At 57.3% G+C, this 20,906-nt stretch carries 18 protein-coding genes and 1 tRNA gene; 12 read left to right on the plus strand and 7 right to left on the minus strand.

The window, feature by feature from the left end; translation table 11 throughout:
* The first annotated feature begins 1 nt into the window (after position 1).
* Positions 2 to 1,498 (plus strand): VWA domain-containing protein, encoded by a 1,497-nt coding sequence (locus FIU92_RS07930; protein ID WP_152458057.1) that lies wholly within the window; start codon positions 2 to 4, stop codon positions 1,496 to 1,498.
* On the plus strand, positions 1,495 to 2,724 hold the full coding sequence (locus tag FIU92_RS07935; protein WP_152458058.1) for a BatD family protein: 1,230 nt from the start codon (positions 1,495 to 1,497) through the stop codon (positions 2,722 to 2,724). The genes FIU92_RS07930 and FIU92_RS07935 overlap by 4 nt, the downstream gene beginning before the upstream one ends.
* Before the next feature lie 3 nt (positions 2,725 to 2,727).
* Here FIU92_RS07935 and FIU92_RS07940 read toward each other — a convergent pair whose 3' ends face one another.
* Positions 2,728 to 3,408: a Crp/Fnr family transcriptional regulator gene (locus FIU92_RS07940; RefSeq protein WP_152458059.1), complete on the minus strand. Its 681-nt coding sequence runs from the start codon at positions 3,406 to 3,408 to the stop codon at positions 2,728 to 2,730.
* A 198-nt stretch (positions 3,409 to 3,606) separates the two neighbouring features.
* On the opposite strand from FIU92_RS07940, the gene FIU92_RS07945 reads away from it, so the two are divergent.
* The 3 genes from FIU92_RS07945 to cls all read left to right on the plus strand — a co-directional run bounded on the left by FIU92_RS07945 (position 3,607) and on the right by cls (position 7,702).
* Positions 3,607 to 5,217, plus strand: a complete 1,611-nt coding sequence (locus FIU92_RS07945) for an arylsulfatase (protein WP_152458060.1) — start codon at positions 3,607 to 3,609, stop codon at positions 5,215 to 5,217.
* 74 nt (positions 5,218 to 5,291) lie between these two features.
* Positions 5,292 to 6,266: an HAD family phosphatase gene (locus FIU92_RS07950; RefSeq protein WP_152458061.1), complete on the plus strand. Its 975-nt coding sequence runs from the start codon at positions 5,292 to 5,294 to the stop codon at positions 6,264 to 6,266.
* Positions 6,267 to 6,289: 23 nt separating this feature from the next.
* On the plus strand, positions 6,290 to 7,702 hold the full coding sequence (cls, locus tag FIU92_RS07955) for a cardiolipin synthase (protein WP_152458062.1): 1,413 nt from the start codon (positions 6,290 to 6,292) through the stop codon (positions 7,700 to 7,702).
* On the opposite strand, the gene FIU92_RS07960 is transcribed toward cls, so the two are convergent.
* Positions 7,699 to 8,133 (minus strand): ion channel, encoded by a 435-nt coding sequence (locus FIU92_RS07960; RefSeq protein WP_152458063.1) that lies wholly within the window; start codon positions 8,131 to 8,133, stop codon positions 7,699 to 7,701. The two genes, cls and FIU92_RS07960, sit on opposite strands and share 4 nt — an antisense overlap.
* Positions 8,134 to 8,306: 173 nt before the next feature.
* On the opposite strand from FIU92_RS07960, the gene FIU92_RS07965 reads away from it, so the two are divergent.
* Genes FIU92_RS07965 through FIU92_RS07975 form a run of 3 tightly spaced genes read left to right on the plus strand, consistent with a single transcriptional unit; the run spans position 8,307 to position 12,395 of the window.
* Positions 8,307 to 8,954: an ABC transporter ATP-binding protein gene (locus tag FIU92_RS07965; protein WP_152458064.1), complete on the plus strand. Its 648-nt coding sequence runs from the start codon at positions 8,307 to 8,309 to the stop codon at positions 8,952 to 8,954.
* Entirely contained in the window at positions 8,951 to 11,365 is a 2,415-nt protein-coding gene (locus FIU92_RS07970) for an FtsX-like permease family protein (protein ID WP_152458065.1), read from the plus strand. The genes FIU92_RS07965 and FIU92_RS07970 overlap by 4 nt, the downstream gene beginning before the upstream one ends.
* Entirely contained in the window at positions 11,355 to 12,395 is a 1,041-nt protein-coding gene (locus FIU92_RS07975) for a lipocalin-like domain-containing protein (RefSeq protein WP_152458066.1), read from the plus strand. Before FIU92_RS07970 ends, FIU92_RS07975 begins: the two co-directional genes overlap by 11 nt.
* Before the next feature lie 78 nt (positions 12,396 to 12,473).
* On the opposite strand, the gene FIU92_RS07980 is transcribed toward FIU92_RS07975, so the two are convergent.
* The 3 genes from FIU92_RS07980 to FIU92_RS07990 all read right to left on the minus strand — a co-directional run bounded on the left by FIU92_RS07980 (position 12,474) and on the right by FIU92_RS07990 (position 16,579).
* Positions 12,474 to 12,905, minus strand: a complete 432-nt coding sequence (locus tag FIU92_RS07980) for a universal stress protein (RefSeq protein ID WP_152458067.1) — start codon at positions 12,903 to 12,905, stop codon at positions 12,474 to 12,476.
* The gene (locus FIU92_RS07985; protein WP_152458068.1) at positions 12,902 to 15,511 is read right to left on the minus strand and encodes a TRAP transporter permease; all 2,610 of its coding nucleotides are present in this window, start codon (positions 15,509 to 15,511) and stop codon (positions 12,902 to 12,904) included. The genes FIU92_RS07980 and FIU92_RS07985 overlap by 4 nt, the downstream gene beginning before the upstream one ends.
* A gap of 99 nt (positions 15,512 to 15,610) precedes the next feature.
* Positions 15,611 to 16,579 carry a TAXI family TRAP transporter solute-binding subunit gene (locus FIU92_RS07990; protein ID WP_152458069.1) on the minus strand — a complete coding sequence of 323 codons (969 nt, stop codon included), beginning with the start codon at positions 16,577 to 16,579 and terminating at the stop codon, positions 15,611 to 15,613.
* A 426-nt stretch (positions 16,580 to 17,005) separates the two neighbouring features.
* Here FIU92_RS07990 and FIU92_RS07995 point away from each other — a divergent pair, with 426 nt between their 5' ends.
* On the plus strand, positions 17,006 to 17,623 hold the full coding sequence (locus FIU92_RS07995) for a hypothetical protein (protein ID WP_152458070.1): 618 nt from the start codon (positions 17,006 to 17,008) through the stop codon (positions 17,621 to 17,623).
* Positions 17,624 to 18,209: 586 nt separating this feature from the next.
* Here the strand turns inward: FIU92_RS07995 and FIU92_RS08000 are convergent.
* Positions 18,210 to 18,295 (minus strand) — tRNA-Leu (locus FIU92_RS08000).
* 147 nt (positions 18,296 to 18,442) lie between these two features.
* Between FIU92_RS08000 and FIU92_RS08005 the strand changes: the two genes are divergently transcribed.
* Positions 18,443 to 19,021 (plus strand): YqaA family protein, encoded by a 579-nt coding sequence (locus FIU92_RS08005; RefSeq protein ID WP_152458071.1) that lies wholly within the window; start codon positions 18,443 to 18,445, stop codon positions 19,019 to 19,021.
* Positions 19,018 to 19,488 carry a disulfide bond formation protein B gene (locus tag FIU92_RS08010; protein ID WP_152458072.1) on the plus strand — a complete coding sequence of 157 codons (471 nt, stop codon included), beginning with the start codon at positions 19,018 to 19,020 and terminating at the stop codon, positions 19,486 to 19,488. The genes FIU92_RS08005 and FIU92_RS08010 overlap by 4 nt, the downstream gene beginning before the upstream one ends.
* Here FIU92_RS08010 and FIU92_RS08015 read toward each other — a convergent pair.
* Positions 19,485 to 20,072, minus strand: coding sequence for an HNH endonuclease (locus FIU92_RS08015; RefSeq protein WP_152458073.1), 588 nt, complete (start codon positions 20,070 to 20,072; stop codon positions 19,485 to 19,487). The two genes, FIU92_RS08010 and FIU92_RS08015, sit on opposite strands and share 4 nt — an antisense overlap.
* A gap of 213 nt (positions 20,073 to 20,285) precedes the next feature.
* On the opposite strand from FIU92_RS08015, the gene FIU92_RS08020 reads away from it, so the two are divergent.
* On the plus strand, positions 20,286 to 20,891 hold the full coding sequence (locus FIU92_RS08020; protein ID WP_152458074.1) for an rRNA large subunit pseudouridine synthase E: 606 nt from the start codon (positions 20,286 to 20,288) through the stop codon (positions 20,889 to 20,891).
* Positions 20,892 to 20,906: the final 15 nt, after the last annotated feature.

Genomic DNA, 20,906 nt, shown 5'->3' on the forward strand with positions numbered 1-20,906 from the left:
AATGGATCTGGCTGATTTCCATTTTATCCGAGGCTATTACCTGCTGCTTCTCATACCCATCCTTGTGTTGTGGTGGCGGATCAGACCCAGACCGATGGCAGACACCAAACTGCCATCAGGGATCGCCCCGCACCTTGCAGAGGCCTTGCTGCTGGGCAAGGAAGAAAACAGGCGCATCCAGCCCATTGATGTTGCGCTGATCATTGCGGCGCTTGTCACATTGGCGGCCTCGGGTCCGACATGGTCGCGCGCGCCCAACCCGTTGATCGCGGACACGGCCCCGTTGGTGATCGCTCTCAAAGTCACCGACAGTATGGAAAGCTCGGATCTTGCGCCATCGCGGCTGGATCGGGCTCGGTTCAAGATTTCCGACCTGATCACAGAACGTGCCGGCGCACGAACCGCTTTGATCGCCTATGCAGGAACGCCGCACCGGGTTGCGCCTTTGACCGAAGATGCGAACATACTTCGTCCGTTGCTTGAGGGGTTGACGCCTGCGGTGATGCCGAAGGATGGCGATGCGGCAGCCGATGCGCTTGCGTTGGCTCAGTCCATACTGGAAGACAGCGACAGCCCTGGGGCGGTGCTGTTTGTATTGGACGACCTTGATCCATCTCAGGTAACGGGGCTAAGCTTCTCTTCTTCTGATATTTTCTTTCTCACCATGTTGCCGGATGGTGGTCGTATCGCGCAGCTGGACAACATCCCCAACGCCTCAGTGGTCACGTTTTCGGACGACGATCGGGACATCAATCAACTGATGCGCCGCATTCAATCGGCCTATAGTGCTGCGCTGGATGACGATGATCGTCTGGACTGGCAGGACAAGGGCTGGATCCTGGCTTGGCCTGCTGCGGTGTTGTCTCTGCTGTGGTTCCGCAAGGGCTGGGTAATTCGTTGGGCGTTTCTGGCTTTGATTGCGTTGCCTTCATCCGGCGCGCGGGCAGAAGGATGGCGAGACTGGTTTTTCACCCCCGACCAACAAGGCCAGATCGCGTTGAACCAAAAACGATTTGGCGACGCGGCCGAGATGTTCGAAGACCCATATCACAAGGGATATGCCTATCTCAGGGATGGTCAATATGAAAAGGCGTCGTCCGTGTTTTCCACACTGGACACACCGGAAGCTGCGTTTGCCGAAGGTATGGCCCGCATAAAAAACCGCGAGTATCGCCCAGCCATATCGGCGTTCGAGACCGCCTTGGAACGTCGCCCCGACTGGCCCGAAGCCCAGCATAATCTCGACCTGTCCAAGGCCATCCTGGACTATGTCGAAACGACGCGTGAACAGTCTGACACAGGGGAAGAGGCTGGCATCGGCGCAGATGATACGGTGTTTGACAACGATGCAGCACGTGGCAGTGACACCACGGTTCTAGCCCCCAAGGACGGGCCACAGTCACTGTCCGCCGACCAGTGGATTAGTATGATCGACACCGACATGCAGGATTTTCTGAGAAACCGTTTCCTTTTGGAAATTCAGGTGCAAACAGAATGAGATACCTTGCCGTCTTCATCCTGTTGTTGCCGCTATCCGTGTCCGCACAGGAAAACTCAGCCTATCAACCTCGGGTGTCAGTGGACGTCCCGAACGAGGCCGTCATCGTCGGCCAACCCGCCATCGTCCGCATCAAGGTTCTGGTACCGACCTTCATGCCGCAGCCGCCCGTATTCCCATCATTGGAGCAACAAAATGTCCTTGTTCGCCTGCCTGAGAGGGCTTCTGGCCCGATAAGCGAAACGGTAGACGGAGAAACGTGGTCCGGAGTACAGCGCAGTTATCGCCTGTATCCGCTGACATCAGGGCCGGTCGCGTATGATGCGCAAGAGGTTGTCGTGACATTTGCCGATCCGCAGTCCAATGACCCGGTTCAGGTTTCGGTGGCGCTTCCTTCCATACAGCTGAACGCTGAGATCCCCGAGGGCGCTCAAGGTCTTGACCCGCTGATCATCGCAAGTGGTTTCTCTCTTGATCAGAAGCTGGACGGTCCGACCGATATGCAGGCCGGTGATTCCATCACGCGCGAGATAAGCGCGCAAATCTCTGGCACCACGGCCCTGACAATCCCGGCGCTGACGCCGCAGGATCAAAGCCAACTGCTTCGCGCCTATCCCAAGGAACCCCGCTTTTCGGAAACAGAGAACCGGGGCATCCTGTCCGGGCAGCGGGTCGAAGAAACCGTGTACATCGCCCAAGATGGTGGCGAAACACAGTTGTCGGCCGTTTCCATCGACTGGTTCAATCTGGACACCGGTCAGATCGAAACGGCATCACTTCCCTCGACCAAGCTGACACTGGCACCACCCAGGCGACAGCCGCCTGACGCGCAAACCATCATCAAATCAGTTCTTTACCTTGTCATTGTTGTATTCGCATTGTGGACATTGGGAAGATTTCTGCGCCCGCGCTATGCAACCTGGAAAACGGAACGGCGCCGCAGATATCTGGCATCGGAGAAGTATGCCGTCGATGCCTTGCGATCCGCTTTAATATCACGGGATTTGCCTGCGGTTTATCAGGCATTGGATCTTTGGAAATCACGCAGCGCGCATCCCAAGCGTTCTTTGGATCTTGAGAGAAGTCTGATGAAGATCAGTGCGGCGCGGTATTCAGCGACGGCTGGCAACGGCCAGGAAAACTGGGAAGCGACCATGCAACACCTAGACGCACTGAAAAGCGCAACAGAACGAAAGAGCGGGTCTTTGCCCCCGCTCAACCCTTAGACTTCAACTTTGACAGTTGCTGATCAGCTTGCGCCGGTCGATCAACCGCAGCCGGCCATACCCCAATTCCACAAGCCCCAGATCTGCCAGATGATGCAGATGCCGATGCAAGGTAGGCTGAGATACCGCAACCATTTCAGCAAGTTCTTCCTGAGACACAACAATCCATCCGTCCGAACTCAAAGCACCTTCGTCAAGATGCAACAGGCGCAACACAAGGCGCTTTTCAGACCCCGTAACCGCAAGATTGGCCATGATGCGCAGTGCAGTCTTCATGTTTTCATGCGTCAACGCATAGAAATCACGGATGTATTCCGGGTTCTTCTGAACCAGCCTTTCCACCCGCGAGCCGGGAAAATACAAGGTGCGGGTCTTTTGCGTTGCCACGACGCTGACCAGGCGTTTGGCTTCGGCAAACAGCGCAAGATCCCCGATCCAGAATCCTGATCCATCCTGATGCAATACGAATTCCTGTCCATCATCGGCAGGTGCCGTGATCTGAAGCGCGCCTGCGAGCACCGCATGAATACCGTTGGCGCGGTCGCCGTGGCGGTACAGGGTTTCTCCGGAATCGAAGGTTCTTTGAATTGCGCACGTCATAAGATCGCTCTGAAACTTTGAATCGCGCGTGCCAAACCAGTCGGTCTTGGCCAGAATCCGCATATCGTCATCAGAATCAAACATTTGTATCTTTCAAAGTGATCATATGATAAGTTTTCGATACGTTTCATCGCATAAAATAGCTGTGTTCACTGCCCGAACAAGAAATTGTTTTTATTCGGGCAATCAAGAACTTGCTTGCAGCTTCAAGTTATAAGCTAGCGGCTTCAATTAAATTTCAATTTTCCGGGTCATTAAGGCTCGACTGATCAGGAGCACTTCATGTCTTCTCCACGAATGATTGCAGATAATTGGCGTAGAACACTGCGCCGGTTCGCAGTGGCGACCGTAACTGTCGCCCTTGCCGTGCCCGCCTGGGCGCAGGATCAAAAGCCCAATATTCTTGTGATATGGGGCGACGATATCGGTCAATCCAACATCTCGGCCTATACCATGGGTCTGATGGGATATCAGACGCCCAATATCGACAGGGTTGCCAAAGAAGGCATGATCTTTACCGATTATTACGGTGAACAATCCTGTACCGCCGGCCGTTCGTCATACATCATGGGGCAATCCGTGTTCCGCACCGGTCTTTCCAAAGTCGGCCTGCCTGGGGCAGATCTCGGAATGCAGGTTGAAGACCCAACTATCCCGGGGCTTCTTAAAGACCACGGCTATGTGACCGGTCAATTCGGCAAAAACCACCTTGGTGACAAAGACGAACATCTTCCGACAAACCACGGTTTTGATGAGTTTTTTGGCAATCTTTACCACCTGAATGCCGAAGAAGAGCCGGAAAACGAAGACTATCCGGGTGATCGCGTTCTGGCGGATGGGCGTACCTTCCGCGAGGCCTATGGCCCGCGCGGCGTCATCAAATCCAAAGCGGATGGCACGATCGAAGACACCGGACCGTTGACCCGCAAGCGCATGGAAACGGTAGATGACGAAACCGTGGCCGCAGCCATCGACTTCATCAAGCGGGCGCATGAGCAAGGTCAGCCCTTCTATGTCTGGTGGAACGGCACCCGCATGCACTTCCGCACCCACGTCAAAGACGAGATGCGCGCCAAGGCCAATGAGTTGTCGGGGCGGGTCGCTGATGAATACACCGCCGGTATGATCGAACACGACATGCATGTAGGTCAGCTGCTGGATCTGCTGGACGAGCTTGGCATCGCCGACAACACGATCGTCCACTATTCCACTGACAATGGTCCCCACATGAACACCTGGCCGGATGCGGCTGCCACGCCGTTCTGGGGCGAGAAGAATACCAACTGGGAAGGTGGTTGGCGTGTTCCGTCGATGGTACGCTGGCCGGGCAAGATCGAGGCCGGATCAGTCACCAACGAGATCGTGCATCACATGGACTGGCTGCCCACTTACCTCGCCGTGGCCGGCGATCCGGACATCAAGGAAAAGCTGAAGGCTGGCTACAGCTCATCGGGCATGGGTCGCGACTATAAGGTGCACCTTGATGGCTACAATATTCTGCCGCTGCTGACTGGTGAGACTGCGGCAAGCCCCCGGAAAGAAATCTTCTATTTCTCGGATGATGGTGACCTCACGGCGCTGCGCTTCGAAGACTGGAAGCTCATCTTCCTGGAGCAGAAAGCCTGGGCCACGTTGCGTGCCTGGATCGAGCCATGGACCGAACTGCGCATCCCGCTGATCGTCAACCTGCGCCGCGATCCGTATGAACGCGCGTACCGCACGTCCAACACCTATTACGATTGGCTGTTGGACCGGGCCTATTTCCTTGTGCCCGCCCAGCAATACGTTGGCAATTTCCTCAGCACGTTCCAGGAGTTCCCGCCACGTCAGAAAGCAGCCAGCTTCAACCTAGATCAGGTCATGGAGAAGCTTACAACGCCGACCAACAACTAGGCCCGGCGGCCCCACGCTGTAGGCCGCCCTGCGCAGGGCGGCCTTTCTTCAATACAACAGATATCGAGAGCTTCATGAAACACGTTCTTTTGGGTGCCTTTCTGACCTGTGTTCCCGTATCCCTGCTCGCTGATCCGCTGCCCAGTTGGAACGCCACAGCGGCAAAAGAGGCGATCCTTGAATTCGTGTCCAGTGTTACCGACGCGGAAGGACCTGACTATGTGACGCCTTCAGATCGGATCGCGGTATTTGACAATGACGGCACACTCTGGGCCGAACAGCCGGTTTATTTCCAGTTAATCTTTGCCATGGATCGGCTTTCTGAACTGGCTGAACAAGATCCTTCGATCCTGACCACACCCGCTTTGAAAGCCGCTGCCGAAGGTGATCTTGCGACGGTTCTTCAAGGGGGCCACGATGCGTTGATCGAAGTTGTCAACGCGTCACATTCCGGAACGACTGTCGAGGCGTTTCAGGCCCAAGTCGCGGAATGGCTGGCCGAGGCCCGACACCCGGACACCGGATTGCCCTATGACCAGATGACCTATCAGCCCATGGTCGAGCTGTTGCGCTATCTTCGGGACGAAGGGTTCAAGACCTATATTGTCTCGGGCGGCGGCATTCACTTCATGCGGGTCTTCGCGGAACAGGCCTATGGCATTCCGCCGGAACAGGTTCTGGGCACATATGGAAACTCGACATTCGAAGATGTCGATGGCGTTCCGACTGTCATCAAGGCCCCCGGGATTGCCTTCATCGACGACAAGGAAGGCAAACCCATCAACATCGAACGCACGATCGGCAAACGCCCCATTCTGGCCGGAGGAAACTCAGACGGCGATTTCGCCATGCTGGATTGGACAACCTCGGGTAGCGGACCACGGCTGGGTGTTCTGATCCACCATACGGATGCCGAACGTGAATGGGCCTATGATCGGGAAAGTCCGATTGGGCGGTTGGTTGACGGTCTGGATCAGGGGCCGGACAAAGGCTGGATCATCGTCGATATGGCGAAAGACTGGTCGCGGGTCTACACTGGAGGAAACTGAACGACCCGAAAGACTTAACGCCCATGTGGACATTGCTTGTATCCATCTTCGTTTTTGCGTTGTACGCAACTGCAGTTGTGTTTTCGGTGCGCGCGGCACAAACCGCGCGCACACCGCAAGGAGCCGTTGGCTGGGTGGTCTTTTTGGTATCGGCGCCAATCTTTGCGGTTCCGATGTACCTGTTTCTGGGGCATCACAGGTTTCGCGGCTACCGCATCTCGCGCCAACAAAGCGAACGGGTCGTCGAAGGCATCAAGACCTTTGCTGACTACTCCAGACCTGACCCATCCACGATGTCGGTCAATCCACGACCATTCGAATTTCTGGCTCATCTTCCGGTATCCAGTGGCAATGGCGCTCAGCTTCTGATCGATGGCCAGGCAACGTTTGACGCCATTTTTCAGGCGATAGACGAGGCCAGGAACTACATCCTGATCCAATTCTATATCGTCAGAGACGATGCGTTGGGCCGACAGCTTCAGACCAAGCTGATCGAGGCTGCGAAACGCGGGGTGCATGTCCGTTTCATGACCGATGCCGTCGGCAGCTATGGATTGGCAAACACCTATCTGGACACAATGCGCGACGCCGGAATTGACGTGGCCGACCCGCGCGAACAACGCGGGCCGAATTTCAGGTTTCAGCTGAATTACCGGAACCATCGCAAAACCGTCATCATCGACGGTGAAACAGGCTTTATCGGCGGTCACAACGTGGGTGTTGAATATCTGGGCGAAGACCCGCATTTCGGCCATTGGCGCGACACACATATCAAGATGACCGGCCACATCGTCCGGCAATTGCAGCTCATCTTCACCGAAGACTGGCACTGGGCCCGCGATGAAGACCTGATTGACGACCTCGACTGGGCAGGCAGCGAGGCCGAGCAAGACATGAATGCCCTGTTGGTGGCCACCGGACCCGGAGACGAAACCGAAACCGGCGCCATGATGTTCTTTTCGGCCATCGCTGAGGCGAAAGAAAGATTGTGGATTGCCTCGCCCTATTTTGTGCCCGACATCGACGTCATGACCGCATTGCAACATGCAGCGATGCGCGGTGTGGACGTGCGCATCCTTGTCCCGGATATGATTGATCATCGGCTGCCGTGGCTGGCTGCTTTTGCCTATTTCGACGAAATCCGAGATTGCGGCGTACGCGTGTTCCGATACACGGACGGTTTCATGCACCAGAAGGTTTTCGTGGTAGACGACACGCTGGCTGCGGTCGGCACGACCAATCTGGACAACCGGTCCTTCCGGCTGAACTTCGAGGCGATGGCCCTGTTTTTCGATGCCCGCGCAGCCCTGGCTGTTGATCACATGCTGCGCGCGGATTTCGAGGCAAGCTATGAATTGACGCGCAGTCTGGCCCAGCAACCCGCGCATATCCGGTTTGGCGCCCCATTGGCGCGGTTGTTTGCGCCTATCCTCTAGGTAAAGAACTTCTCTTGAAAGACGCGCGTCATCATCGCCACCAGATAAGCGGTCGACAGACCAAAGGCCAGAAGACCAGCAACCGCGGCAAAAGACCCAAAGATGCGCAACCCTTCGCCCAAAACGATATCGCCATATCCCAGGGTCGTGAACGTCACCAATGAGAAATAGATGGCCGAGTTCCAATCCGGCAGAACCTCAAGCAACACCCAGACGATGGCCCAAATCCAGACCTGAATAGTGTGCGTCGCGACAATAAAGGCCAAAGATACCGCGATTGGTGTTGCCGTTCCAAAGAACACCCCCTTGGCCGACCATTTTTCATCCCACTTGATGATCGTGACGGTACACCAGGTCAACAAAAGAATCTCGACCAAGAAGCAGAGCGCCAGAAATGTACTGCCCCAAACGATCTGATGCAGCAACGTCATGTTTTTCATCCCGATTTACGACAGTGTACCGTCCGAGCAGAATGACCCGTTGAGGTGCAGGGCACAACCCCGGCGATCGTGAAGAACGCCTGCGGCGAATGGAACCGAGTGCGGGTCCGCACTGGACAGTTTGGAATTCCGTCGCACATCCTTGGAAGAAAAAAGGCCAGATCATGCTGTTGACCATCGACCGTGTTCAGAAAACCTATCCCGGCGGGCGCCCGGTTCTGCGCGACGTGTCGCTGACGTTGGATGAAGGGCGGACACTGGCCCTGACCGGCGAAAGCGGCAGTGGCAAAAGCACTCTGCTGAACCTTGCCGCGGCGCTTGATTGTTTCGACAGCGGTGAAATCATCTTGAACCGAACGCCTCTGTCCCATCTGGACGATGCCGGGCGGGCTGAATTGCGGCGCAGTCAGCTTTCGTTGGTGTTTCAGCAGTTCAATCTGATCCCTTCGCTGACCGTTGCGCAGAACCTTTCCTTTCACGCCCGCCTTGCCGGCTCCGAGGATGCCGATTGGACCGCGCATCTGACCGAACGCTTGGGCCTGTCCGATCTTTTGGACCGATATCCCGAAAACCTGTCCGGCGGGCAACAGCAGCGGGTCGCGATTGGTCGTGCCATGGCTGCGCGTCCGAAACTGCTGCTGGCGGATGAGCCCACGGGCAATCTGGATGAAACCGCCAGCGCAAGGGTTCTGGATCTGATGTTGGCCTTGGTGGCTGATACCGGCGCAGCGCTTCTGTTGGTCACGCATTCCCAACAGATTGCGGCCCGCCTGGATCGAACCGTCCAGCTCTGCGGTGGTCGTATCCAATGACACGCGCCGTCATTCAGGCTTTGACGTCACACTGGCGGGTGCACTGGTTGCAACTGGCGACGCTTTTGACCGGCATCGCATTGGCCACCGGTCTCTGGTCCGCGGTTCAGGCCATCAATGCCGAAGCGCGCGCCAGCTATGCCCGGGCCAACGCGCAGCTTGCCCTTGGGCAGTTCGACGAGCTGCGCGATCCTTCCGGTCTGATCCCGGTTTCTCGTTACGTCGATCTGCGTCGTGCTGGTTGGCAGGTGGCGGCCGTCCTGGAGGGCCCCTATCGAATCCAGGGCCGCACATTGCGCCTGATGGGTGTGGACATGGTCGCCTACCCGGCCCTGCCAGCCGTCACCGAAGCCGGCCAAAGCGCCGCGCCGACTGAGCCGGCGGACATGCTGACCGCTCCGGGGCGACTTCTGGTCGCGGCAGAGCTGGAGCCGCTGTTGCGCGACCAGAACAACCTTCCGCCGGTTTCGTTCACCACGGCGCTGCCACCAGACGTAATTCTGACGGATATCGGCACAGCCGAAGCCCTGCTGAACCAAACCGGTTTCATCTCGCGCCTCATTGTGTTGCCAGATCAGCCGCGTGATCGGCCACCTTTGGCCGAAGTCGCGCCCGAACTGGAGCGCGCCAGCCCATCCTCGCAAGTCGATACTGCTCGGCTGACTGACAGTTTTCACCTGAACCTGTCGGCTTTTGGCCTGTTGTCCTTTGCCGTTGGCCTGTTCATCGTGAACGGCACCGTCGGGCTGGCTTTTGCCCAACGCCGAGGCATGATCCGCACCCTGCGTGCACTGGGCGTTTCGATGCGGCGGCTGGTCTTCCTGATCCTGACCGAACTGACGGGGCTGGCCCTGATCGGTGGAACCTTGGGTCTGCTTCTTGGGTTCTTTCTGGCCGGAGCGTTGTTGCCCGATGTCGCAGCAACCCTTCGCGGCCTGTATGGTGCGCCCGTGACCGGACAGCTGACACTGCACCCCCATTGGGTGTTTGCCGGGATGGCGATGGCTGTCTGCGGCACCTTGTTTGCCAGTGGCCATGCGCTGTGGCGATTGTCTCGTATGCCCCTTCTGGCGGGGCCCGGTGTGCAAGCCTGGCAGGGCAATGCCGGCACACGTCTTGTGACAGGTTTGCTCGGCTTGTCCCTGATCGTCGGCGGTGTCATCGCCTATCTCGGCATCGGTGGTCTGGTTGCCGGTTTCGTGCTGTTGGCCGGATTGCTGACGGGTGCCGCGCTTTTGTTGCCGGCGCTTCTGACCTTTGCGCTTTCCGTCTTTGGCAACAGGTCCCGTGGCGCCATCGCGCAGTGGGTCTGGGCCGACATGCGCGCCCAATTGCCCGGGCTGTCGCTTGCCCTGATGGCCCTGTTGCTTGCGCTCGCGGCAAATATCGGTGTGGGCACAATGGTTTCAAGTTTCCGGCTGACCTTTGTCGGCTGGCTCGACCAGCGTCTGACCTCAGAGCTGTATCTGACCGTCCGTGACGAAGAACAGGGACGCGAGATCACGGATTGGCTGCGGCCACAGGTCGACGCCATCCTTCCAATTCGCAACATGGAACTGTCGCACGAAACCGGCCCCCTGTTTCTATACGGGGTCATTGACGATCCGGTCTATCGGCAGCACTGGCCCTTGATATCGGCAAACTCGACCGTATGGGACGACGTCATGGCCGGAGACGCGGTTCTGATCAACGAACAACTGGCACGGCGCGCGAACCTCTGGCCCGGAGATACGCTGACACTGTCCCCAGATCACACGCTGACCATCGCCGGGGTTTATTCGGATTATGGAAACCCAACCGGGCAAGCCATTGTGTCGATGAGCCAACTTGACCGGATCGCACCAGGTGCTGAAACGCGACGGTTTGGCATCCGTTTGAACCCCGAACAGGCGACTGAAATGGCGCAAGCCTTGCGCGAGCGGTTTGCCCTGCCGCGTCAGGCCGTGGTCCAGCAGGCCGCCATGAAGGCGCAATCATTGGCAATCTTCGAAAAGACCTTTGTCGTGACCTCGGCGCTCAATGTTCTGACCCTCGGCGTGGCGGGATTTGCCATACTCACCAGCCTGCTGACCCTGTGGACCCAGCGCTTGCCTCAGATTGCTCCGGTATGGGCGCTGGGACTGAACCGGGCGCAACTGGCGCGGCTGGAGCTTTTGCGCAGCGTGCTGCTCGCGGCTCTGACCGCGTGTCTGGCGTTGCCGCTTGGTCTGATCCTCGCCTGGGTTCTGTTGGCAGTGATCAATGTGCAGGCCTTTGGCTGGCGGTTGCCGATGTTCGTATTTCCCTGGGATTGGTTGTGGCTGTTCCTGCTGACCCTGCTGGCCGCCCTGGTTGCAGCGGCCCTGCCCGCGCTGCGCATGTTGCATCTGCCCCCTGCCGATTTGCTGAAGGTGTTCGCCAATGAACGTTAATGCCCTTTGGGCCGCTCTCGTGTTTTTGTGCCCATCGCCTCTTTGGGCGCAGGGCTATGCAGGTCTTGGAGGGTCGGCGGAAGGTTTCGAGGTTCCGCAGGCGGGGATTGAATTCGACTTTCCCAAAGACCACGGACCTCATCCCGCCTATCGGATCGAATGGTGGTATCTGACGGCCAACCTCAAAGGCGAGGACGGGCGTGATTATGGCATCCAATGGACCCTTTTCCGGTCGGCCCTGAAACCGTTTGAAACAGATGGATGGCACAGCCCGCAGATCTGGATGGGCCATGCGGCTGTCACCACGCCTGACACCCACTATTTTGCCGAACGCCTGTCGCGGGGGGGGATTGGGCAGGCAGGTGTTGCGGTGCAACCGTTCGAGGCCTGGATCGACGAATGGCGCATGGCCGGACCGGATATGGATACCCTGACCCTGACGGCAAACGGGGCTGATTTTGGGTACGATCTTGCGCTGAGCGCACAAGGCCCGTTGGTGTTTCATGGCCAAGCGGGCTATTCTGTCAAATCCGCCGACGGGCAAGCCAGCTATTACTATTCGCAACCCTTCTATTCAGTCGAAGGCGTACTGCACCTGCCGGATGGCGATATGCGCGTCACCGGTCAGGGCTGGCTGGACCGGGAATGGTCTTCGCAACCCCTGGCCGAGGATCAAACCGGCTGGGATTGGTTTTCGCTCAGCTTCGAGGGCGGGGACAAGCTGATGGCCTTTCGCCTGCGCGGTGGTCGCGGCGATTTCACTTCGGCCACATGGATCAATTCAGACGGCAGCACCGATGCCATCCCCGACGGATCCGTCAGGCTTGAGCCGCTTGCGACCGATCAGGTGGCAGGGCGCGACGTCCTGACGCAATGGCGCGTCGTGCTTGCGGACCGAGGCATCGACGTCAAGGTATCCGCCCTGACGCCGGACGCCTGGATGGGGACACGTTTTGAATATTGGGAAGGTCCGGTCACGGTCACCGGCAGCCACGAGGGCGTTGGGTATCTCGAGATGACGGGGTACTGACCTGGCTGCGGGAGCCCGAACGGCGGCAGGCGACCGTCGGGGCTTGGGCACCTCTGTGCACGGCATCTGCTTTTCGCGTCAGCGCACCACGTAAACCGAGACGTTGGAATGTCGCACCACGCGTGCCGCATTCGGGCCCAGCAGGTAATCCTTGAAATCCGGCTTGTGGGCTCCGATTACGATCAAATCAGAGCCGGCATTTTCGGCCGTCTTCAAAATCTCCTGATAAGCTGTTCCTGTCGCAACCACATGGCGGATGGTTTCGTTGCGCTCGGCCCCCAGGGCCGATACGCAAAGCGCCGTCAGTTTGGCCTGCGCTTCCTCCAACGCCTTGTCGTGAAAATCGGATTCGAAAAACCCCGACACCCAGCTTTCCCCGAAATCGGGGAGCACTGTCACCACGTCAAGTTGCGCCCCTTCCATATCCGCCAGTGCGGCTGCTTTTTGCAGCACCGGTGCATCAATCTCGCCATTGCTGATATCAACGGCACACAGAACGGAACGTGTCATACGAGCACCTCTTGTCTGGCGGCCCGGCCGCGTTGCAGGAAAGCGATCAGACCCAGAAGGATCAGCGCCGGGATATAGACCAATTGCTTCGGAGGCTGGCTGGACGGCAGGCTGACCGAGCTCAGACGCACGGCCTCGTCACCGTAATAGTCAAAGTTGGCCAGATCTTCGGCAACCGGTGATCCAAACATCGGCTCGTCAAGTTTGACAAGGCCATCCTCTTCCAGCAACAGCAGCCCCATGGCATCGACGCGCGCTTCACCGCCCTCTTCGGATCCGACTGGCACCACAATCGTGGTGTCCACCATCTTGCCGGTATCAAAATCCGGCCCGCTGATCACCATGCGAACCTCGGTTCCCGGTGGTGTCTGGCCAATGGTTTCGACAAACGCCGCAGGCTCGACCGAAGTGTATGGAGGCGCGATGCGATCCATGAAGAAATCCGGCCTGAACAGGGCGAAGGCCACGGCGATCAGCGCGATACTTTCGTAGATGCGGCTGTGGGTCAGGAAATACCCCATGGTGCCTGCCGTAAAGACAAGGATCGCTATCGTCGCAAAAATCGCCACTATGATCCCTTCGACCCATGTCACATCGATCAGCAGAAGATCGGTGTTGAAAATGAACACGAAGGGCAGCGCCACGGTACGCAGGCTGTAGAAGAACGCCGTGAAACCGGTTTTGATCGCATCACCGCCCGACACAGCCGCAGCAGCAAAACTGGCCAGCCCGACCGGAGGTGTCACGTCGGCCATGATCCCGAAATAGAACACGAACAGGTGGACAGCGATCAAAGGAACGATCAGCCCGCTTTGTGCGCCCAACTCAACAACCACCCCGGCCATCAACGAGCTGACAACGATATAGTTCGCGGTTGTTGGCAGACCCATGCCCAGGATCAGGCTGAGCAGCCCGACCATGACCAGCATCAGGATCAGATTGCCGCCCGACAGGAACTCGACCAGATCGGCCATCACCTGACCAACACCCGTCAACGTGACGGTTCCCACGATCACGCCCGCGGTCGCCGTGGCAAGCGCGATGCCGATCATGTTGCGTGCCCCGTCGATCAGACCTTGCCACAGGTCGGCAACACCGTCGATGAAAGTGTTGTACAGGTTGCTCTGCCCCCGGAACATCGCTTTCAGCGGCTTCTGCGTCAGCAGGATGACAAACAGCAGCGATGTGGCCCAGAAGGCGGAAAGGCCCGGTGATTTTTGTTCGATCATCAGGAAATAGACCAGAACGATGATCGGCAGCAGGTAATGCAGGCCAGCTTTGTAGATATCGGCGATGACCGGAAGCGTAACCTCTTTTGCGTTAGGGTCGTCGGGTTCCAGATCCGGAACCTGTGCCGCCAGATAGAGCAGTGCGACATAAACCGCGCAGATAATCAGGCTGAGCACGATCCCAGCGGCCGACGGCACCCAGCTTGTCACGGCATCCACCGGGAATTGTGAGCCATAGCAAAGACCTGCAAACACTAGGAAGAAGCCCAGCATCCCCACCACGGTCCGCGCCAGATGCACATCGCGGTCGCCCAGCGTGGGCATGTTCCGCTTCACGGCCTCGAGGTGCACGATGTAAACCAGTGCGATGTAGGAAATCGCAGCCGGCAGGAAGGCATGGGTGATCACCTCGACATATGAGATGCCCACATATTCCACCATCAGGAATGCAGCGGCCCCCATCACCGGCGGCATGATCTGCCCGTTGACCGAACTGGCAACCTCGACCGAGCCCGCTTGTTCACTGCTGAACCCGACGCGCTTCATCAGCGGGATGGTGAAAGTACCGGTGGTGACAACATTGGCAATCGACGAGCCCGAGATCAGGCCGGTCGCAGCCGAGCCCACAACCGCCGCCTTGGCCGGACCACCGCGCAGGTGGCCCAGGGCCCCAAAGGCCATCTTGATAAAGTAGTTCCCTGCCCCGGCTTTATCCAGCAATGCGCCAAACAGAACGAACAGGAAAACGAATTTCGTAGAAACACCCAGAGCGATACCAAACACGCCCTCGGACGTGATCCACATGTGGCTCATCGCCTTTTTCAGGCTCGCGCCCTTCCAGCGGATAACTTCGGGCACCCATTCCGAGGCACCGAAGAAGACATAGGCCAAAAATATGGTCGCGATAATTGCCATGGCCGGGCCAAGCGCGCGGCGCGCGGCCTCGAACAACAGCACCAGGCCAAGCAACGCAACCCATTTGTCGGTGTCGTCGGCCAAACCGCCCGCATTGACGATCTTGTCATAGAAGAAATAGCCATACAGCGCGACGAACGCGCCCACCAGTCCCATGATCCAATCCTGAACCGGAATATAGTTCCGGGGGCTGGATTTGAGCGCCGGATAAGCGGCAAAGGCCAGAAACAAAGCAAAAGCCAGATGGAATTGCCGTGCATTGTTCACAACGCTTCCGGGCAAGACATAATTCGCCAGGGGCGAGGCCAGAACAACTTGAAATATCGACCAGATCGCGGCCACGACCGCAAGGAAAACGCCCACGTTCCCGACCGGATTGCGCCCTCCTGCGTCAGAAGATGCAACCAGATCCTGAAGCTCTTCTTCGGAAAGCGGACGATTGGATTGAGTGTCGGAATTCATCAAATGTCTCCCCGTCGCGGCCATTGTTCGGCCTTCTGAAATCCCGTTTCACACGGGTTTTGTGCAGGGCGCCCTTGGGCACCCTGCGTCAGGTCTGGTTTACTGAATCCAGCCTTTTTCTTTGTAGTACTTCTCGGCACCCGGATGCAGCGGAGCCGACAGGCCATCCGCAATCATCTCTTCTGGCTTCAGGTTCGCAAACGCCGGGTGCAGCTTTTTGAAGTCATCGAAGTTTTCAAAGACCGAGCTGACGACCGCGTAAACCGCATCTTCCGATACATCGGCCGAGGTCACGAAGGTCGCGCCCACACCAAAGGTCGAGGTGTCTTCGTCAGATCCACGGTACATGCCACCGGGAATGGTTGCCTTGCGGTAGAACGAGTTTTCGTTGACCAGCTTGTCCACGGCCTCACCGCTGACGTTCACCAGAACCGAGTCACACGCGGTGGTGGCTTCCTGAATCGAACCCGAGGGGTGGCCAACGGTGTACACCATCGCGTCGATCTGGTTGTCGCACAAGGCTGCCGACTGTTCAGCCGCTTTCAGCTCGGTCGCCAGTTCGAAATCATCTGTGGTCCAGCCCATTTCGCCCAGCAGGACTTCCATGGTGCCGCGCTGACCGGAACCGGGGTTGCCGATGTTGACGCGCTTGCCCTTCAGGTCTTCAAAGTTGGTGATGCCGGAATCGGCGCGGGCCACAACGGTGAAGGGTTCGGGGTGCACCGAGAACACGGCGCGCAGGCCTTCGAACGGGCCGGCTTCTTCGAATTTCGAGGTGCCGTTATAGGCGTGGTACTGCCAGTCGGACTGGGCCACACCAAACTCCAGCTCGCCTTCGCGGATGGTGTTGATGTTGTAGACTGAACCACCGGTCGATTCGACCGAGCAGCGCACGCCGTGCTCTTTCCGGCCTTTGTTGACCAGACGACAGATCGCGCCGCCGGTCGGATAGTAAACGCCGGTTACACCGCCGGTACCGATCGTAATGAACTCTTCGGCATATGCCGCCGGAGCCAGAAGGGCTGCGGTGACGAAGGCGCCGACGCTCAGTTTGCTGCTGTTTTTCATCTGTTAACTCCCACTTTTTTTGTCTGGCAGTTGGAAATCAAGTTTGATCACCTGCTCAGGGAAGCGTGCCGATAATACAAACCGGCCCGCATCGCAACGGCTACAAATCTTTGAATTTCCCAATTTCTCCCAACCCTTTCGAGGTTTCATTCAGATACCCACAATGTCAAGGCCGGCACCGGTCTGACCTGCGCCAATTCGCATATATGAGCATAAATCCCGAACTTTCCCCATCAGTTCACAGCGAGCCGTCTGGGTTCATGCAGTCACTCCAAATCCAAAACTCGGTTTCAGTGTCAGCAAAATGAACTGCCACTAGACGCCGCGAAACAGCACGAACCGCCACTCAAATGAGAAGCGCGTATTCGGATCGAAAAAACAACTGGGGGGTTTCTTGACCGAATCCACAAATTTTGAAAAAATATTATGTTAATATTTATTGCCTTTTATCGACATTTTTGGGAGGGGGAAATGAGGTTCTTTGTTGCGGTACTGTCACTGTTGGGCGGCTTATTAATCGCTAATCCAAGTTCTGCCATCACGATTAGTCCAAGTCAGGCCTTGGCAATAAATGCCAGCGCTGGTTCCGGGTTCGGCGGAATAAATCCCTTCTTTTCTACCAGCACCGATGTGCAAGCAAATCAGCTAAGGTTAGATGTTTATTCCGGACACAATTTAACAGGCTCACTGATTGGAACGACCATCCTTCCATTCGGGTTTTCTGCGACGGGTGGGGGTGGCGCATTTATCTATGCGCCCGATGCAGATGGTGACGTAACAGTAGTTGCGAGCGCGCAATTCGGAACTATCGACCTATCGTTCAACAACAATTTTCAGACTCTTGCTTGCACGGGTTCGCAAGCAAGCACCTGTTCGCCTGTGTTTAATTTCGGCAATCCCTCTGCGGTTCAATATACTGTTGCAAATCCCCTAGCCCCAGTCCCACTTCCGCCTGCCGGATTCTTACTTCTGGTTGCACTTGGGTCGTTAGGACTAATTGCTCAAAGAATGGCTCATGGACGCCGTGACTACGAGCCCGTCTAAGGAACGATTTTAGTCAGGAAAAATGTCCCCTTTTGGCATTCCTAAATTCAGCAAGGAAAAGACGCTTTCCCGAAGGCGGTCTGGGGTGCACAAGAGTTTGCACCCACGTCCCCTGCTGTGAGGGACGTCCAGCACTTATAACCCGCCATGACCAAAAATCGTTGTCCCACCGTCATACAACAGGTTTTTCTTACACTTACCCGTTTACGCTAACGTACTAGCCATACGGCGGTTCAGGGATTCTTGCGCTTTAGGCAGGTGCCAACAGGATAGTTGGACTTGAGGCATCATTTGAATTCGGCTGCGCAGCCGCACTTGCATTCGGGCAAATGTTTCACCGAAAGCAGCGATACAACGCCGCAGCATTTGGTTGATTGTTTTGCACCTAGACCACTTCCCAGCGGGAAATACCGGCGAAGCTCTGCAACCGGCAGACCACTTTGTTGTGGTGAGAAACCGCGCTGCGCGCGGAATCGCCAACGGCACAAAATCAGCTGGCGTCAACGAAATCTCGGGCGAATAGATTCGGGGATGACGAAGAGCAGTTCCGAAAAGCAACTAATTATCAATGCCATGCCAAAAAATGTGGTGCCCAAGGAGAGACTCGAACTCTCACGCCCGTGAAGGCGGGGGATTTTGAATCCCCTGCGTCTACCATTCCGCCACTTGGGCCACGAACACTGGATTAGCGCCCATCCGAGCGAAGGTCCAGAGGCAAAAACCATCCAATATTCCATTTGTTTCGCCCTCGACTGTTGACGGTCCGTCAGGCGCATGGTTTGGCTGGGCTTCAGACCGAAAACGGGATTTGAGTGCTTTATGTTACGATCGCTTTATGACTGGACCATTCGTCTGGCCGAACACCCTCACGCGCTGTGGGCGCTGGCCATCGTGGCTTTCATCGAAAGTTCGTTCTTCCCGATTCCGCCAGATGTGTTGATGATTCCGATGATTCTGGCCCGCCCGTCCCGGGCGTGGCTGATCGCAACCGTGGCACTGGTGGCTTCGGTTCTGGGGGGCATGCTGGGCTATGCGATTGGTGCGTTTTTCTATGAAAGCATCGGGCAGCCCATTCTGGAATCCATGGGGAAAGCCCATGCCATGGAAGAGTTCAATACCCGTTTCAACGACTTCGGATTCTGGGCCGTTCTGGCCGCTGGTGTGACCCCCTTCCCTTACAAGGTCATCACCATTATGTCCGGCTGGACCGGCATGCCGCTTGGAACCTTCATTGCCACCTCGATTCTGGCTCGCGCCTTGAGGTTCTTCCTGGTGGCAGGCCTGCTCTGGGGATTCGGTGAGCCGATCCGCGACTTCATCGAAAAGCGCCTGGGGCTAATGTTCACTTTGTTCATCATCCTCCTGTTTGGCGGATTCCTGGTGGTGAAATACTTATGACGAGACGTTCGCAACTTGTCGCGGTGGCAAGTCTAGGATCACTGGCGCTTCTTATGGCCGCTTTTGGCTTTCAGCATCTCGGCGGGCTTGCGCCATGCAAGATGTGCATCTGGCAGCGCTATCCACATGCAGTGGCAATCGCGATCGGCGCCGTGGCTCTGGCTTTACCGAGGCTGACCTTTCTTCCTTTGCTGGGCGCAGCGGCGGCCGCGACGACATCGGCGGTGGGTGCATTTCACGCCGGCGTTGAACAAGGCTGGTGGGAAGGCCCAAGCAGCTGCACATCCGGCAGCATCAGCGGTCTGTCCGCAGACGATCTGTTCGATCAAATCATGTCCGCGCCTTTGGTGCGGTGCGATGATATCCCCTGGGAGATGTTTGGCATCTCGATGGCTGGCTGGAACGCTATTGCTTCTGCTGTGCTGGTCCTGATCTGGCTGGCCGCGTGGAAAACCCGCGCGGCTTAAAACTCGTCCAGCTCTGCATCCCAGTACAGGAAATCGATCCAGCTTTCATGCAGGTGGTTCGGTGGGAATTTCCGTCCGATATTGCGCAACGCTTCGGCATCGGGCTGACGAGGCGGCTTGCGCAAGGTCATCCGAGCCTGGCGCAGCGATTTCGACCCTTTGCGCAGATTGCACGGGCTGCACGCCGCCACCACGTTCTGCCAACTGGTCACACCACCGGCGGCCCGTGGCACCACATGGTCAAAGGTCAGGTTGTCCCGGCTGCCGCAGTACTGGCAGCGGAATTCATCCCGCAAAAATAAATTAAAGCGCGTGAAGGCCACGCGCTTTCTGGGTTTTACATAGTCTTTCAAAACAACGACCGAGGGTATTCGTATCTCGGTGCTCGGGCTGCGGACGACCTCGTCATATTCAGCCACGATATCGACCCGATCCAGCCAGGCCGCCTTGATCGCTTCTTGCCAGGGCCACAGTGACAGCGGGTAATAGGACAAGGGGCGATAATCGGCGTTCAAAACCAGGGCCGGGTGTTGTTTGAGCGCACCCGGCTCCCTTACAAATTCGGTCCTGAAGTCTCCGTCCATCACAGAATCGCTCCTCGCTCTCAGCTGCCCGCTTGTGACACCAGAGCGGGGAGCACCCGCCCCGGTCTTTTTATAACTATATATCGTGTTAAAACTCTGACAAGCCCTGATTTTCCACAATATGTCGCAGACGGGGTAACGCGAATCCGTAACAGGCACATGACAGTTATCCACAGCTTGCACCGGGGGTAATCTTCAGGCTATGCGCAGATCATGTCCTGGTTCATTCGCTTCAACAAACCTTATGATGTTCTGCCGCAGTTCACCGACCGCGCCAATTCGGACAGCCCGCGCAGCACGCTGTCCGATTTCATCGATCTGCCGGGCGTCTATCCGGCGGGCAGGCTGGACCGTGACAGTGAAGGTTTGATGCTGCTGACGGATCATGGAAAGCTGCAATCCCAGATCTCTGACCCAAAGCACAAGATGGCCAAAACCTATTGGGTTCAGGTTGAGGGCACCCCCGACGAGGCTGCCCTGAAAACGCTTCGCAACGGGGTCGAATTGAAGGACGGTCTGACCCGTCCTGCCAAAGCCCGCCGGATCGACGAGCCCGAAATGCTCTGGCCGCGCACCCCGCCGATCCGTGAACGCAAGACGGTACCGGACAGCTGGCTTGAACTGACCATACGTGAGGGCAAAAACCGACAGGTGCGTCGGATGACTGCTGCCGTGGGCCTGCCGACGCTGCGCCTGATCCGGTACCGCATCGGAGACTGGACCCTGAATGATCTTGAGCCCGGGCAGTGGGACAGTCTGCCAATGCCGACACTGAACGCGGCCCCCCAACGCAAGCGCGACCGTCGCGCACGCCGGTGACAGACCCTGCCCCGA

This window comes from Ruegeria sp. THAF33 (assembly GCF_009363615.1).
Classification (GTDB): Bacteria; Pseudomonadota; Alphaproteobacteria; order Rhodobacterales; family Rhodobacteraceae; genus Ruegeria.